Genomic DNA, 14,328 nt, shown 5'->3' on the forward strand with positions numbered 1-14,328 from the left:
CCCCGTGCGTCGGGCGCGCCGTCGGGTGGCCCTACGATGCCTGCATGGCAGCAGGGCAGATCATCGGGTGGGTGACGGGCCTGGTGGTGGCCCTCGTCGTCGTCACGGCCGTCGTCTGGTGGGTGAGGCGCCGTCGAACGGAACGACGCCGGCGGCAGGACGAGCAGCTGCGGCGCCGCACCCAGGACGCCGGCCAGGTGCTCGTGCGCACCGACGAGCGCGCCCGCCTGGCCGAGGACGAGCTCTCCTTCGCCGTGGCCGAGGTGGGCGACGGCGTCCGGGACGAGTTCGGCCCGACGCTGCAGCGGGCGCGCACGCACCTCGGCGAGGCGTTCCACCTCAACCAGCTGCTGCACGACGAGATCCCGGACACCGACGCCGAGCGGCACACCTGGTCCGGGCGCATCCTCGCGGCATGCACCGAGGCCGAGACGCTGCTGGACGACATCGAGCGAGCCCTGGCCGAGCGTCGCTCCGCGGTGCGCGCGACGCCGGACCTCCTGGAGCGGACCGCGACCCGTGCCGACTCCCTCGGCGACGGAGTGGCCGCGGCCCGCGAGGACGTCGAGCGGCTGCGCGGGCAGTACACCGAGGAGGCGCTGCGCCCCGTGGCGGACAACCCCGAGCAGGCCGAGCGGCTGCTCGACTTCGCGCGGCGCGGCGTGACGGCCGCGCGGAAGCGGCTGGCGGCGGGGCGCAAGGACGAGGCCGCCACGACCGCGCGCGCCGCGGAGGAGTCGGTGCGCCGCGCCGAGGGCCTGCTGGCGGCCGTCGACGACTTCGAGCACGAGGTGCTGCGTGCCGAGGCCGCGCTCGGCGCGGTCGTGGCCGAGTGCCGCGACGAGCTGGCGCAGGCGCGCGCCCTCCCGCAGCGCACCGGGGCCGTCGACGAGGCGGTCCGCGCCCTCGAGGCGGCGCTGGCGGCCGTCCCTGCCGCGGGCCAGCCGTCGGACCCCGTGGGTGCGCTGACGCGCCTGCGCGGGGCCGCCCAGGGGTTGGACGAGGCGGTGCGCGAGCACGAGGAGCGCGCCGCGCAGGCACGGCGTGCCGAGGCGGCCCGCGGCCCCGCGATCCAGGACGCCGAACGGCAGATCGCCGCCGCCCGCGGCGTCGTCGACGACTACCGGGCACCCGTCGGTCCGGACGCGCGGACCCGGCTGGCCGAGGCGGAGCGCGAGCTCGCGGCGGCCCGGGACGCCGCCGACGCGGAGCAGGCCGTGACCCGGGCACGGCGCGCGGCCTCGCTGGGGGCGGAGGCGGCGACGCTCGCCCAGCGGGACCTGCGGGCCCACCACGGACAGGGCGGCTACGGCCAGGGAATGGGACTGCCCCGCGGCCGGTCCGGCTCGGACGTCTTCGGCGCGGTGCTGGGCGGCATGGTGCTTGGCGGGATCCTCGACGACATCGGCGACCTGGGCGACTTCTTCGACTGACGCTCGCGCACGGTCACGGCCGCGGTCACCATCAGAACAGGGTCGCCGACCGCTCCTCCGGCGCGGTGGGCGCAGCGGCGACCATCGACCCGGCCGGGTAGTCGGCGTCGTCGTGGGGGCGCAGGTCGTCGTCGTAGCGGCCGGTGGCGCCGGAGGCGGCCCGGTGCGCGGACCCCGCGAACCCCCGCTCCTCGAGCAGGGGCCGCACCCGCTGCCAGAGCCAGTCCCGGTACCCGTCGTGCACGTCGGCACCTCGGGCGAAGACGCGCCGGTAGCCCGCCACCCGGTCGGGGTGCTCCCGGGCGAGCCACTGCAGGTACCACTCCCGCACGCCGGGCTTGAGCCGCAGCGGGACGACCGTCACGCCCGTCGCGCCCGCGTCGGCGATCGCGTCGAGCAGCCGGGTGAGGTGGTCCGTGGAGTCCGTCAGCCACGGCAGCACCGGGGCGACCATGACACCGCACGGCAGGCCCGCGGCACGGATCGTGCGGACGAGGTCCAGCCGCGCCTTCGGCGTCGGCGTGCCGGGTTCGACGGCCTGCTGGAGCTCGGCGTCGACGAACGACAACGAGACACCGAGACCGACGTCGACGTGCGTGGCGGCGTCGGCGATCAGCGGCAGGTCGCGGCGCAGCAGCGTGCCCTTGGTGAGGATCGAGAACGGCGTCCGCGAGTCAGCGAGCGCCGAGATGATCCCGGGCATGAGCCGGTAGCGCCCCTCGGCGCGCTGGTACGGGTCGGTGTTGGTGCCCAGCGCGACCGGCTCGCGCCGCCAGGAGGGCCGGGCCAGCTCGGCGCGCAGCACCTGGTCGACGTTCGTCTTCACCACGACCTGGGAGTCGAAGTCGGTCCCCGCGTCCAGGTCGAGGTACTCGTGCGTCGGGCGAGCAAAGCAGTTGTGGGCGACCACACCGTTGGCCACGAAGTCGCCTGTTCCTGTCGTGATGTCGACCATCTCCTGGTCGAAGCCACAGGCCTCGACCATCACGACACCGAGGTCCACCGAGGTCTTCAGCGCCATACCCGTCACGGAGAGCTTGCGGACGATCGCGGGCCGGACGAGGCGGAAGAACCGTTCCCGCGCCGCGAGACCACCTCGCACACGCACGCGCGCCACACCGTTCGGTCGTGGAGGCTCGAGCGTGTGGTCCAGGGCGAACCGCCGGAGGGAATCGGCCACCTGGGACAGGATCGCCTCGTCCTTGTTGGCGATCCTCAAGATCCCCCGGGAGCACGAACCCTCAGCGTCGAAGATCCCTGACAGAAAGCCCCTCGACCATTCCGCGCTCGGCACCGCCGGCCACTCGATCAGCCTTCTGATCGCATCGACGTCCGCCGACCGCGCGGTGTGCAGTGCGCTCATGGCGCGACGTGTCTCCGTCGCGGTCACGAACGGACGACGTCTCGTGACGATCCCGTCGAGGGCCAGGTACCGGGCGGTCCGGTCGAGACCCTCCCGGTCGGCCAGGGCGAGGCGGAACATGCACACGCGGGCACCGCCCCGCGATGTCCTCGGGTAGGTCTTCTCGAAGATCATGCCGTCGCCGCGGATCATCCCGGTGAGATAACCGCGCCGGTAGTCGCGCGACTCGGTACTGCCTGTGCCTTCTTCCGGCCGGCCGGTACCGAACCCCATCAAGGAGTCGTTCGTCGTGAGGTGCGGGCGCTGCGTGCCCGGTGGCCCGGCGGCGACGTGCTTCCATCCACGACCCCGGGCCAGGAACCGGTGCTCGGCGCTCGCCACGATCTCGGTGCCGTCGCGCAGGATCACCCGGTAGGCGGGTTTCACCGACGTCCATCGCGCCAGCACCGTGGTCTCGACGAACCGTCGGTAGGTCCCCTGGCGGCGCGTGCCGACGATCCGGTCACCGACCGACACCTGGCCGATCGGCTTCTGCGTGCCGTCCGCCATCAGGACGAGCGTGGACGGAGAGACGCAGTAGGTGCACGCGTGAGAGCAGCCGCGGTAAGGGTTGACCGTCCACCGGAACGGCATGCGCGAGGCGGCCGGCACCTTGGACAGCGCACTCTTGGCCATCACCTCGTGGAAGGTGATGCCGGCGAACTCCGGGGTGCGCGTGCTGCGCACGAGGCCGAGCCGGGCCAGCCCCGGCCGCTCCAGACCGGGCAGCGCCCCGTCGTCGGCCGTCGTCGCCTGCCCGTCCCATCGCACCCCCGTAGTCGAACACGCGTTCGACGACGGGTCAAGGGACGCGGGTCACCCGCAGGGGCGGGGCCTCACTCCCCCGGGACGACCCGGGGGTGCAGGTCCTCGGCGGGCGGCGCCCAGGTCGTCGGGTCCGCCTCGACCTGCTCGCCGGAGCGGATGTCCTTGACCTGGTGCTCCTCGCCCGGGAACCAGACGAACGGGATCCCGCGACGGTCGGCGACCTTGATCTGCCTGCCGAACTTCGCCGCGGACGGGGCCACGTCGGTGGGGATGCCACGGGCCCGCAGGGCCGCGGCCACGGCGTCGGACTGCGCACGGTGGTCCTCGTCGGTCACGGCGACCAGCACGGCGGTCGGCACCCCGCGCGTGGCGGTCATGAGTCCGGCGGAGAGCAGCCGCGAGACGAGCCGGGAGACCCCCACGGACAGCCCGACGCCGGGGTAGGTGTTCTTGCCGTCGGACGCGAGCGTGTCGTAACGGCCGCCGGAGCAGATCGAGCCGAGCTGCTCGTGGCCGACCAGCACGGTCTCGTAGACGGACCCCGTGTAGTAGTCGAGGCCGCGGGCGATCTTGAGGTCGGCCACCACGACGCCCGGAGCGCGGGCACCCGCCGCCTCGATCAGCGCGCCGAGCTCGGCCAGGCCGGTCTCCAGCAGGTCCGTGGCGGCGTCGTACCGCGCCGCGAGCTTGCGCACGTCGTCGACCACGGTCGTGTCGCTGCCGTGGATCGCCGCCAGGTCGAGGCAGGCGGCGGCCTGCTCGGCCGTCGCGCCCTGCTCGGCGACGAGCAGCTCGGCGACCTTCTCCACGCCGATCTTGTCGAGCTTGTCGATCTGGCGCAGCACGCCCTCGACGTCGCTCAGGCCCAGCCCGCGGTAGAACCCCTCGGCCACCTTGCGGTTGTTGACCAGGACCCGCACGGGCGGCAGCCCGACCTCGCGCAGGGCGCCGAGCGCCTCGGCCATGACCAGCGGCACCTCGACCTCGTAGTGGTAGGGCAGCTCGCCCGCGCCGACCACGTCGATGTCGGCCTGGACGAACTCCCGGAACCGACCCTCCTGCGGCCGTTCACCACGCCAGACCTTCTGGATCTGGTAGCGCTTGAACGGGAAGGCGAGACGTCCCGCGTTCTCCAGCACGTACCGGGCGAACGGGACCGTCAGGTCGAAGTGCAGCCCGAGCTGCTTCTCGCCACGTCCACCGTCCGCGGAGGTGTCCTCGCCCTCCTCCTGGAGGCGGCGCAGGACGTACACCTCCTTCGACGTCTCGCCCTTGCGCAGCAGCTGGTCGAGCGGCTCCACCGCGCGGGTCTCGATCCCCGCGAACCCGTGCAGCTCGAAGGTGCGGCGCAGCACGTCCAGCACGTGCTGCTCCACCACGCGACCGTCGGGGAGCCATTCGGGGAAACCGGAGAGAGGGGTGACGCGAGCCATGGGGACGATCTTCCCACGATCCCGGACGGTGCCCGGGCCACGTCCACCGCTGCCGTCAGGCCGGCAGGAACGGGTTGGCCGCCAGCTCCCGGCGCACCGTGGTCGTGGGTCCGTGCCCCGGGACGACGCCGAGCGCCGGGTCGAGGGCGCGGACGACGTCGCGCAGCGTGGCGAGCATCGCGTCCACGTCCGCGCCCGGCAGGTCGGTGCGCCCCACCCCGCCGGCGAAGAGGACGTCACCGCTGAGCACGACACCCGGTCCGCCGTCGCTCCCGTCGACGAGGTAGAGGGTCGACCCCTCGGTGTGCCCGGGGGCGTGCACGGCGTGCAGCGTGACGTCCCCGGCCACGATCTCGGTGGTCGACCCGTCGAAGGGCTCGACCGTCGCCGGGACCCGGTAGTCCCGCGGGTCGCGGCCGAAGTCGCCGAGCGCCTGCGCCAGCGCGCTGCTGACGCTCGTGGCCGCGGCGTCGTCCCCGCCGCGCAGGATCGTGCCGAACGGGTCGTCGATCCGGTAGGCGTCGGCGGCGTGCAGTCGGAGCGGCACGTCGAACCGGGCGCACAGCGCCGCGGCGTCCCAGGTGTGGTCGACGTGCCCGTGGGTAGCCAGCACGGCCCGTGGCACGAGCGAGCGGTCCGCGACGAGCTGTGCCACGCGGTCGGCCGTGCCGGCCCCCGCGTCGACGACGACGCAGTCGCGCCGGCCGTCGTCGCGGACGGCGTCGGCGACCACGACGCAGCAGTTGGTGCCGAACACGGGGGCGACCACGACATGCACGTCCATGGCGCCCACCGTAGTGCCGGACGGCGGGCCGTCACCGCCCGCGGGCCCGGATGCCGGAGTTCGTGCGGATGACCTGGGTCGCGAGCCCTAGACTGTCGGAGGCGCACGGTTGTCGTGCGCCGAGGATCCGAGGAGGCCGACGGACGGTGGCGCCGAGCAAGCGCGAGCGCGAGTACGCCCGGAAGCGCGAGGCGAAGTTCGCCGCGCGCCGACGCGCCAAGCAGGAGCGCCGTCGCCGCATCGGCATCGTCGTGGCGATCGTGGCGATCCTCGGCCTGGTCGGCGGCGGTGCGCTGGTCGCGGGGCTCACCGCGTCCGAGGACGCCCCCGTCGCGTCGGGCGTGGAGACCCCGGCCGGCGCGGCGTGCCCGCTGGGATCGACGGAGGCGCGCGACGGCGGTGAGCTGCCCGACCCATCGGTCGCCGAGGACCGGTCCTGGACGGCCTCGCTCGACCTGTGCGTGGACGGGGTCACCGAGACCGTCGAGCTGGAGCTGGCGGGAGCCGACGCACCGCAGGCGGTGGCGAGCTTCGTCGCGCTGGCCGACCAGGGCTACTTCGACGGCACCCAGTGCCACCGCCTGACCACCCAGGGGATCTACGTCCTGCAGTGCGGCGACCCGACCGCCACGGGCACCGGTGGCCCCGGCTACTCGTTCGGCCCGGTGGAGAACGCGCCCGCGGACGACGTGTACCCGGCCGGCACCCTGGCCATGGCCCGCCGCGGCGGCGACGCCGCGTCGATGGGCTCGCAGTTCTTCCTCGTCTACGAGGACTCGACCATCCCGTCCGACGCAGCCGGCGGGTACACGGTGTTCGGCACCGTGACGTCCGGCCTGGACCTGATCCAGGCAGTCGCTGACGCGGGCACGGCCGACGGAGCCGGTGACGGCTCCCCGGTCAGCCCCGTCATCATCGAAGGAGTGGAGACCCAGTGAGCGAGAGCACCCCCGGCTCGGCCGGCCCCGAGAACGTCGAGGCCGCCGAGCAGGCACAGGCCGAAACTCCTGGCGCCGGGACCGAGCGGTCGACGAACGCACCGTCCGACCCGGCACCGTCCGACCCGGCACCGTCCGCGCCCGAGGCCCCCCGGCCGTCGGCACCGAAGCCCTCGGCGCCGAAGCCGGGCCCGCCCGGAGCAGGCGCGCCCAAGCCGTCGGCGCTGCACCGGCCCACGCCCCGGACGGCGCCGACCCCCACCACCCCGGCCGCCCCGGTCCCCCCGGTGCACGACGCCGCCGAGACCGCTGCGGCCGCCGCCTTCGGCCGGGTGGACGACGACGGCACGGTGCACGTGCGCGAGGGCGACGGAGAGCGCCCCGTCGGGCAGTACCCGGGTGTCCCGGCCGAGGAGGCGCTGTCGCTCTACGTGCGGCGCTACCTGGACCTCGTGGCGAAGGTCGCCCTCTTCGAGACCCGCCTGGACAGCGCCGACCTGGCGATCCGCGAGATCGACCAGACGCTGGCCAAGCTGGCCGAGGAGACCACCGAGCCGGCCGCCGTCGGCGACCTGGACGCCCTGCGGAAGCGGGTGGAGCAGGTCCGCTCCCGCGCGGGCGAGCGTCGCGCGGCCCTGGAGGCCGAGCGGGTGGCCGCCAAGGAGCGTGCCGTCGAGGCCCGGACCGAGATCGTCGAGGCCGCGGAGAAGATCGCGGCGACCGACCCGGAGAAGATGCAGTGGCGCCCGGCGGGCGAGGAGCTGCGCAACCTGCTCGAGCGCTGGAAGGAGTCGCAGCGCACCGGCCCCCGCATCGACCGGCCGACCGAGGAGTCGCTCTGGAAGCGGTTCAGCCAGGCGCGCACCGCGTTCGACCGCGAGCGCCGGCACTTCTTCGCCGAGCTGGAGCAGCGCAACGCCTCCGCGAAGGCCGCCAAGGAGCAGATCGTGGCGGAGGCCGAGGCGCTCCAGCACTCCACCGAGTGGGGTCCCACGACCCGCGAGTACCGCGACCTGATGAACCGCTGGAAGGCTGCGGGCCGGGCGCACCGCAAGGACGACGACGCGCTGTGGGCCCGCTTCCGGGCGGCCCAGGACGTCTTCTTCGGTGCCCGGGACGAGGCGAACGCGGCGATCGACGCCGAGTACGGCGAGAACCTCAAGGTCAAGGAGGCGCTGCTGGCCGAGGCCGAGGCGCTGGTGCCCGTCAAGGACGTCAACGCCGCCAAGGAGGCGCTGCGCGGCATCCAGGACCGCTGGGAGGAGGCCGGCAAGGTGCCGCGGGCGGACCTGTCCCGCGTCGAGGGTCGCCTCCGGGCGGTCGAGAGCGCGATCCGGGACGCCGAGGACGACAAGTGGCGCCGGACGAACCCCGAGACGCAGGCGCGCGCGGAGGGCGCGGCCGCCCAGCTCGAGGAGGCGATCTCCGGCATGGAGTCCGAGCTCGCCGACGCCGAGGCGGCCGGGGACGAGCGCTCCGCCGACGAGATCCGGGGCGCCATCGCGGCGCGCAAGGCGTGGCTGGAGCAGATCGTCAAGGCTGCCGAGGACTCGCGCGGCTGACGCACGTCCTGTGGACGCCGCCCGGCGTCCACAGGACGACGGCCGCCGGGCGGTCGGCGCGGCGACGGGTCCCTAGGGTCGCTGGCTGAGACCGCGCGTCCAGCCCGGAGGTGACCGCGTGCCCGCCGTCCCGACGTCGGCCCCCCGTCCGTTGCGCGAGCTGCTGCACGGGCCGGGCCCCGCACCGCCGGTCGTCCGCCCGGGGGACGTCGGCGGCCGGGCCGCCTGGCAGACCCTGGTGCACGAGGGCGTCCTGCGGGTGCTGCGGGTCGACGCCGCGTGCCCGGCGGGCCGGGTCGTGGACGCGGCGCTGCGCGCCTCGGTGCTCGCCCCCGAGGTCCCGGCCGGCGCCGTCGTCACCGCACGCACGGCCGTCTGGGTGCACACCGGACGCGGCCGGCCGGAGACGCTGGACCTCACCTACCCGGCGGGCCGCCACCGTCCCGAGCGGCCCCGGGGTGCACGGCTGTGGCAGGGCCACCTGCTCGGTCCCGACACCCGGCGGCTCGGGGGCGTGGCCGTGACGACACCGCAGCGCACCCTGGTCGAGCTGGTGCTGCACGGCGCCCGGAACCCGGAGACGACCCTGCTGGCCGCCGCGCTCCTGCGGGCCGGCGCCGACCCGGGGCGTGCGCGACGCGCGATCGAGGCCCGGTCCCGGGTCGCCGCGCGCGGACCCGCGCACGCCGCCCTGTCCGCCGCGGCCGCGACGCTCGTCGGCGTGGAGTCCGCGCACCGGTGACGGCCCCGGCGTAGGTTGGGGTCCATGCCTTCCGCGGGAGCCGTCGAGGTCGAGGTCGCCGGTCGTCGGGTGCGGGTGTCCAGCCCGGACCGGGTCGTGTTCGGCGACCTGGGAATCACCAAGCTCGAGGTGGTCGAGTACTTCCTCGCCGTCGGCGACGGGATCCTCGGCGCGCTGCTGGACCGGCCCACGACGCTGGAGCGGTGGCCCAAGGGCTACTCCCCCGACGCCGTGATGGCGACCCGCCAGGACTCCCACGGCGACGCCTTCTACCAGAAGCGGATCCCGAAGGGCGCGCCGGACTACGTGCGCACCGCGCGGATCGCCTTCCCGTCCGGCCGCACGGCCGACGAGGTGGCCCCGACCGAGCTCGCCGTGATCGCCTGGGCGGCCCAGCTCGGCACCCTGACGTTCCACCCGTGGCCCGTCCGGCGGGACGACGTCGAGGCCGTCGACCAGCTCCGCATCGACCTCGATCCTCAGCCCGGCACGGACTTCGCCGACGCCGCGCGCGCCTCGCTGACCTTGCGCGAGGTGCTCGACGAGCTCGACCTGGTCGGCTACCCGAAGACCTCCGGGGGCCGAGGGCTGCACGTGTTCGTGCCCGTCGCGCCGCGCTGGAGCTTCGTCCAGGCCCGACGCGCCACCATCGCGATCGGTCGCGAGCTCGAACGACGCCTGCCGGACGCGGTGACGACCCGCTGGTGGAAGGAGGAGCGGGGGGAGCGCCTGTTCGTGGACTACAACCAGATGGCGCGCGACCGCACGATCGCCTCGGCGTACTCGCTGCGGCCCAACCCCCGGGCCACGGTCTCGACACCGCTGGACTGGGACGAGGTCACCGAGGTCCACCCGGACGACTTCACCCTGCGCACGGTGCCCGAGCGGTTCGCGGCGCGGGGCGACCTCTTCGCCGCCCTGCGGGCCGACCGTGACCCGGCCCTGGACTGCTCGTTGGAGCCGGCGCTGGAGCTGGCGCGCCGGGACGAGACCGAGCACGGGCTCGGCGACCTCCCCTATCCCCCGGAGTACCCGAAGATGCCGGGCGAGCCGCTGCGGGTGCAGCCCAGCCGGGCGAAGGACCGGCCGCCGGACGACTGACGGTCCTCGTCAGGGCCGGGTGCGGTACCGGAGGAAGACCGCGCCGGCGGCGAAGGGCCGGCTCTCCACGAGCTCCAGGGCCGTGCGCATCCCGTCCGGGAAGGCGCGGGTGCCACCGCCGAGCACGTGCGGGGCGACGAACATCTCGATCTCGTCGACGAGGCCCGCGCGCAGCGCCTCGGCCGCGACCGTCGGGCCCGCCACCTCGACGACGCCGTCCGCGCCGGCCGCGATCTCGGCGAGGCGCTCGGTGGTGAGTCGCGGTTCGAGGGTCGTGCGGGGAGCCGCGAGCGCGTCGAGCGAGTCGGAGCAGACGATCTTGTCCCGCCCCGCCCACAGGTCGGCGAACTCCTGCTCGACCGCGGAGTCCGCCTCCCAGTCGTCCCAGACCTTCAGCGTCTCGTACATGGCGCGGCCGAGGACGAACGTGCTCAGCTCACGGACACGGCGGTTGACGAAGGCGTGCATCTCCTCGCTCGGCGCGGTCCACCGGAAGTCGCCGTCGGGGTCGGTGACGTACCCGTCGAGGGAGCAGGTCATGCTGAATCTCACGGTTCCCATGCCGTGCCGACCTCCCGGGACCCCGGAACTCATCGGTCGATGCCCGGGGCATCGGGCAGGATCGTCGCCAGGTCGTACCCGACGGGTTCGACGAGCTGGTCGTACGTGCACGAGCCGGGGTCGCGGTCTGGTCGCCAGCGCTTGAACTGCGCGGTGTGCCGGAACCTCCGCCCCTCCATGTGGTCGTAGCCGACCTCGAGGACCCGCTCGACCCGCAGCGGGGTGAACGACAGGTCCTTGCCCGCGCTCCACCGCGACTGCGCGCCGGGCCGCCGCTCCCCCGCGCTGCCGTCCGCGACGGCGGGATCCTGCCAGTCGGCCCACGGGTGGTCGCCCGCCGCGGACGTCCCCGGCTCGACCCGCAGCGGTGCGAGCTCGTCGTACAACGCGGCGCGACGCGCGGCGGGGAAGGACGCGGCGACCCCCACGAACTGCAGCGACGGCCCGGCGTCCTCCCCGGCGCCGTCCAGGTAGAGGCCCAGCAGGAGCGAGCCCACCAACGGCCGGTCGGCCGTCGAGGTCTTGTGCTCCCGCAGACCGGCCAGGACGACGTCGGCCGTCCGGGCGTGCTTGACCTTCCACCACCCCCGCTTGTTGGGCTGGTACGGCTCGTCGTCGCGCTTGGCCACGACCCCGTCCAGCCCCGCCCCCTCGAACGCCGCGAACCACTCGCGGGCCGTGGCCGCGTCGTCGGTGCGCGGCGTGGCGTGCACCCGGGGGTCGTCCAGCCCGAGCCCGTCCAGCCGGGCGAGCCGCTCGGCCAGCGGACGGACCGACAGGTCCTCGTCGTCGAGGGCCAGCACGTCGAAGACGACGAGGGTGGCGGGGACCTCCTCGGCCAGGCGCCGGACCCGCGAGTCGGCCGGGTGGATGCGCTGGCTCAACGCGTCGAAGTCGAGGTGGGCGTCGGGACGGCCCGGGCCGGGCGGACGGGCGACGACGATCTCGGCGTCGACGACGCACCGCGACGGCAACGCCTCCCGCACGGCGTCGACGACCTCCGGGAAGTAGCGCTGCATCGGCCGGGCGTTGCGCGAGTCGATGCGCACCTCGTCGCCGTCGCGGTAGACGATCGCGCGGAACCCGTCCCACTTGGGTTCGTACACCCAGGCTGCGCCGTCGTCCGGCTGGTCGGGCACCGCGGCGACCGACCGGGCGAGCATGGGTCGGATCGGCGGGCGGAGCGGCAGGTCCATGCCGGTGAAACTACGCCCGTCGGGGCGTCACCGCCCGGTCAGGCGTCGGCGGGTGCCTCGGGTGCGTCGGAGCCGACGTCCTCGGCCTTGGTGCCGGTGATGCGGTAGACGTCGAAGACGCCGTCGATCTTGCGGGCGGCGGCCAGCACCTGCTGCAGGTGCGCCGGCTCGGCCATCTCGAAGACGAACCGGGAGATCGCGATGCGGTCCGTCGACGTGGAGACCGTCGCCGAGAGGATGTTCACGTGGTGGTCGGACAGCACCCGCGTCACGTCCGACAGCAGCCGGGACCGGTCGAGGGCCTCGACCTGGATCTGGACGAGGAACATCGTGTTCGCGCCGTTGGTCCAGGACACGTCGACGATCCGCTCGGGCTGCTCGCGCAGCTGGGCGAGGTTCGCGCAGTCCGCGCGGTGCACGCTCACGCCCGCACCCCGCGTGACGAACCCGACGATCTCGTCGCCGGGGACGGGGGTGCAGCACTTGGCGAGCTTGACCCAGATGTCGTCCATGCCCTTGACGGCCACGCCCGGGTCGCCGGTGGAGCGCGAGCGGCGCACGGCCTGACCCGGCCGCGCGACCTCGGCGGTGTCCTCGGCCGTGCCGTCCTCCCCGCCGAGGGACTTCACGAGCGTCTCGACGACGTGCTGGGCGGAGACGTTGTTCTCCCCCACCGCGGCGTACAGCGCGGAGACGTCGTCGTAGCGCAGGTCGTTGGCCAGCCCCACGAGCGCCTCGTGGCTCATCAGGCGCTGGATCGGCAGGTTCTGCTTGCGCATCGCCCGCGTGATCGCGTCCTTGCCGCGCTCGATCGCCTCGTCCCGGCGTTCCTTGGTGAACCACTGGCGGATCTTGTTGCGCGCCCGGCCGGACTTCACGAAGTTGAGCCAGTCCTGGGACGGTCCGGCCGTCTCGGCCTTGGAGGTCAGCACCTCCACGACGTCGCCGTTCTGCAGCGGCGAGTCGAGCGGCACCAGCCGTCCGTTGACGCGTGCGCCCATGGTCCGGTGACCGACCTCGGTGTGCACCGAGTAGGCGAAGTCGACCGGGGTGGCACCGGCCGGCAGCGCCATGACCTCACCCTTGGGCGTGAAGACGTAGACCTCGGCCGCACCGATCTCGTAGCGCAGGGAGTCGAGGAACTCGCCCGGGTCGGCCGTCTCGCGCTGCCAGTCCACGAGCTGGCGCAGCCAGGCCATGTCGTTCGCCCGCGGGTCGTTCGACCCGCCCTTGCCGGCGCGCGCCGTCTCCTTGTACTTCCAGTGCGCCGCGACGCCGTACTCGGCGCGGCGGTGCATGTCGTGCGTGCGGATCTGGATCTCGACCGGCTTGCCGCCGGGTCCGACGACCGTCGTGTGCAACGACTGGTACATGTTGAACTTCGGCATCGCGATGTAGTCCTTGAACCGGCCCGGGACCGGGTTCCACCGCGCGTGCAGCGCACCGAGCGCCGCGTAGCAGTCGCGCACCGAGTCCACCAGGACACGGGTGCCGACCAGGTCGTAGATCTCCGTGAAGTCGTGCCCGCGCACGATCATCTTCTGGTAGATCGAGTAGTAGTGCTTGGGGCGGCCCGTCACCGTCGCGCGGATCTTCGCCCCACGCAGGTCCGCCGAGATCTGCTCGCGCACCACACCGAGGTACTCCTCGCGGGCGGGGGCCCGCTCGGCCACGAGGTGCACGATCTCGTCGTAGACCTTCGGGTACAGGGTCTGGAAGGAGAGGTCCTCCAGCTCCCACTTGATCGTGTTCATGCCCAGCCGGTGGGCCAGGGGCGCGTAGATCTCCAGGGTCTCGCGGGCCTTGCGCGACGCCGAGGACCCGGAGACGTACTTCCAGGTGCGGGCGTTGTGCAGGCGGTCGGCGAGCTTGATGACCAGGACGCGGATGTCCTTGGCCATCGCCACGACCATCTTGCGCACGGTCTCGGCCTGCGCCGCGTCGCCGTAGGTGACCTTGTCCAGCTTCGTGACGCCGTCGACGAGCATCGCGATCTCGCTGCCGAAGTCCCGCGTGAGGTCGTCCAGCGAGTAGTCGGTGTCCTCGACGGTGTCGTGCAGCAGCGCGGCGGCCAGCGTGGCGCCGTCGAATCCCAGCTCGGCCAGGATCGTGGCGACCGCCACGGGGTGGGTGATGTACGGGTCGCCCGACTTGCGCTGCTGACCGCGGTGGGCGCGCTCGGCGATGCCGTAGGCACGCTCCAGCACGCTCAGGTCGCTCTTGGGGTGGTTGGTGCGCACCGCCTGGAGCAGCGGCTCGAGCGCCGGCGTCGAGGGGGTCGCACCGCCCAGACCGAGGCGCACGAGGCGGTTGCGCACCCGGTTCCCGGCTCCGGTGGAGGAGGATCGGGGCGCGTCGGCGGCAGAGCGGGTCTGCGTGTCGTCGCTCACGAGCACCTCCTTCGCCCA

11 protein-coding genes are annotated in these 14,328 nt (G+C 73.8%); 5 read left to right on the forward strand and 6 right to left on the reverse strand.

All coding sequences use genetic code 11. The features are described 5' to 3' along the window. The first annotated feature begins 44 nt into the window (after nt 1-44). Nucleotides 45-1,433 carry a hypothetical protein gene (locus Q6349_RS10770; RefSeq protein WP_304604081.1) on the forward strand — a complete coding sequence of 463 codons (1,389 nt, stop codon included), beginning with the start codon at nt 45-47 and terminating at the stop codon, nt 1,431-1,433. A gap of 31 nt (nt 1,434-1,464) precedes the next feature. On the opposite strand, the gene Q6349_RS10775 is transcribed toward Q6349_RS10770, so the two are convergent. From Q6349_RS10775 to Q6349_RS10785, 3 genes are all read right to left on the reverse strand, one after another. Then, nucleotides 1,465-3,606: an intein-containing Rv2578c family radical SAM protein gene (locus tag Q6349_RS10775; RefSeq protein WP_370375386.1), complete on the reverse strand. Its 2,142-nt coding sequence runs from the start codon at nt 3,604-3,606 to the stop codon at nt 1,465-1,467. 65 nt (nt 3,607-3,671) lie between these two features. After that, nucleotides 3,672-5,036, reverse strand: a complete 1,365-nt coding sequence (gene hisS / locus Q6349_RS10780) for a histidine--tRNA ligase (protein ID WP_304604082.1) — start codon at nt 5,034-5,036, stop codon at nt 3,672-3,674. Between the two features lie 55 nt (nt 5,037-5,091). After that, nucleotides 5,092-5,820, reverse strand: coding sequence for an MBL fold metallo-hydrolase (locus tag Q6349_RS10785; RefSeq protein WP_304604083.1), 729 nt, complete (start codon nt 5,818-5,820; stop codon nt 5,092-5,094). Between the two features lie 146 nt (nt 5,821-5,966). On the opposite strand from Q6349_RS10785, the gene Q6349_RS10790 reads away from it, so the two are divergent. The 4 genes from Q6349_RS10790 (at nt 5,967) to Q6349_RS10805 (ending at nt 10,163) form a co-directional block, all read left to right on the forward strand. Next, the gene (locus Q6349_RS10790) at nt 5,967-6,758 is read left to right on the forward strand and encodes a peptidylprolyl isomerase (protein WP_304604084.1); all 792 of its coding nucleotides are present in this window, start codon (nt 5,967-5,969) and stop codon (nt 6,756-6,758) included. Next, complete coding sequence (locus Q6349_RS10795; protein WP_171248216.1) at nt 6,755-8,320, forward strand: DUF349 domain-containing protein; 1,566 nt, start codon at nt 6,755-6,757, stop codon at nt 8,318-8,320. Before Q6349_RS10790 ends, Q6349_RS10795 begins: the two co-directional genes overlap by 4 nt. A gap of 118 nt (nt 8,321-8,438) precedes the next feature. Then, on the forward strand, nt 8,439-9,062 hold the full coding sequence (locus Q6349_RS10800) for a hypothetical protein (RefSeq protein ID WP_304604085.1): 624 nt from the start codon (nt 8,439-8,441) through the stop codon (nt 9,060-9,062). A gap of 24 nt (nt 9,063-9,086) precedes the next feature. Next, nucleotides 9,087-10,163, forward strand: a complete 1,077-nt coding sequence (locus Q6349_RS10805) for a DNA polymerase domain-containing protein (protein WP_304604086.1) — start codon at nt 9,087-9,089, stop codon at nt 10,161-10,163. A gap of 9 nt (nt 10,164-10,172) precedes the next feature. Here the strand turns inward: Q6349_RS10805 and Q6349_RS10810 are convergent, their stop codons facing one another. From Q6349_RS10810 to Q6349_RS10820, 3 genes are read right to left on the reverse strand one after another with little or no spacing between them, the layout of a single operon-like run. Next, a complete protein-coding gene (locus tag Q6349_RS10810) occupies nt 10,173-10,757 on the reverse strand; it encodes a dihydrofolate reductase family protein (protein WP_370375613.1) in 585 nt (194 codons plus the stop codon). Further along, complete coding sequence (locus tag Q6349_RS10815) at nt 10,754-11,920, reverse strand: ATP-dependent DNA ligase (protein WP_304604088.1); 1,167 nt, start codon at nt 11,918-11,920, stop codon at nt 10,754-10,756. The genes Q6349_RS10810 and Q6349_RS10815 overlap by 4 nt, the downstream gene beginning before the upstream one ends. A 38-nt stretch (nt 11,921-11,958) precedes the next feature. Then, nucleotides 11,959-14,310: a bifunctional (p)ppGpp synthetase/guanosine-3',5'-bis(diphosphate) 3'-pyrophosphohydrolase gene (locus tag Q6349_RS10820; RefSeq protein WP_304604089.1), complete on the reverse strand. Its 2,352-nt coding sequence runs from the start codon at nt 14,308-14,310 to the stop codon at nt 11,959-11,961. Nucleotides 14,311-14,328: the final 18 nt, after the last annotated feature.

This window comes from Isoptericola sp. 178 (genome assembly GCF_030586525.1).
In the GTDB taxonomy this organism is placed as follows: Bacteria; Actinomycetota; Actinomycetes; order Actinomycetales; family Cellulomonadaceae; genus Isoptericola; species Isoptericola sediminis.

Excerpts from the sequence above, each read along its gene's own strand:
- Q6349_RS10770 (WP_304604081.1), top strand. The coding sequence starts at position 45 with ATGGCAGCAGGGCAGATCATCGGGTGGGTGACGGGCCTGGTGGTGGCC.
- hisS (WP_304604082.1), bottom strand. The coding sequence starts at position 5,036 with ATGGCTCGCGTCACCCCTCTCTCCGGTTTCCCCGAATGGCTCCCCGAC.
- Q6349_RS10785 (WP_304604083.1), bottom strand. The coding sequence starts at position 5,820 with ATGGACGTGCATGTCGTGGTCGCCCCCGTGTTCGGCACCAACTGCTGC.
- Q6349_RS10805 (WP_304604086.1), top strand. The coding sequence starts at position 9,087 with ATGCCTTCCGCGGGAGCCGTCGAGGTCGAGGTCGCCGGTCGTCGGGTG.
- Q6349_RS10810 (WP_370375613.1), bottom strand. The coding sequence starts at position 10,757 with ATGAGTTCCGGGGTCCCGGGAGGTCGGCACGGCATGGGAACCGTGAGA.
- Q6349_RS10815 (WP_304604088.1), bottom strand. The coding sequence starts at position 11,920 with ATGGACCTGCCGCTCCGCCCGCCGATCCGACCCATGCTCGCCCGGTCG.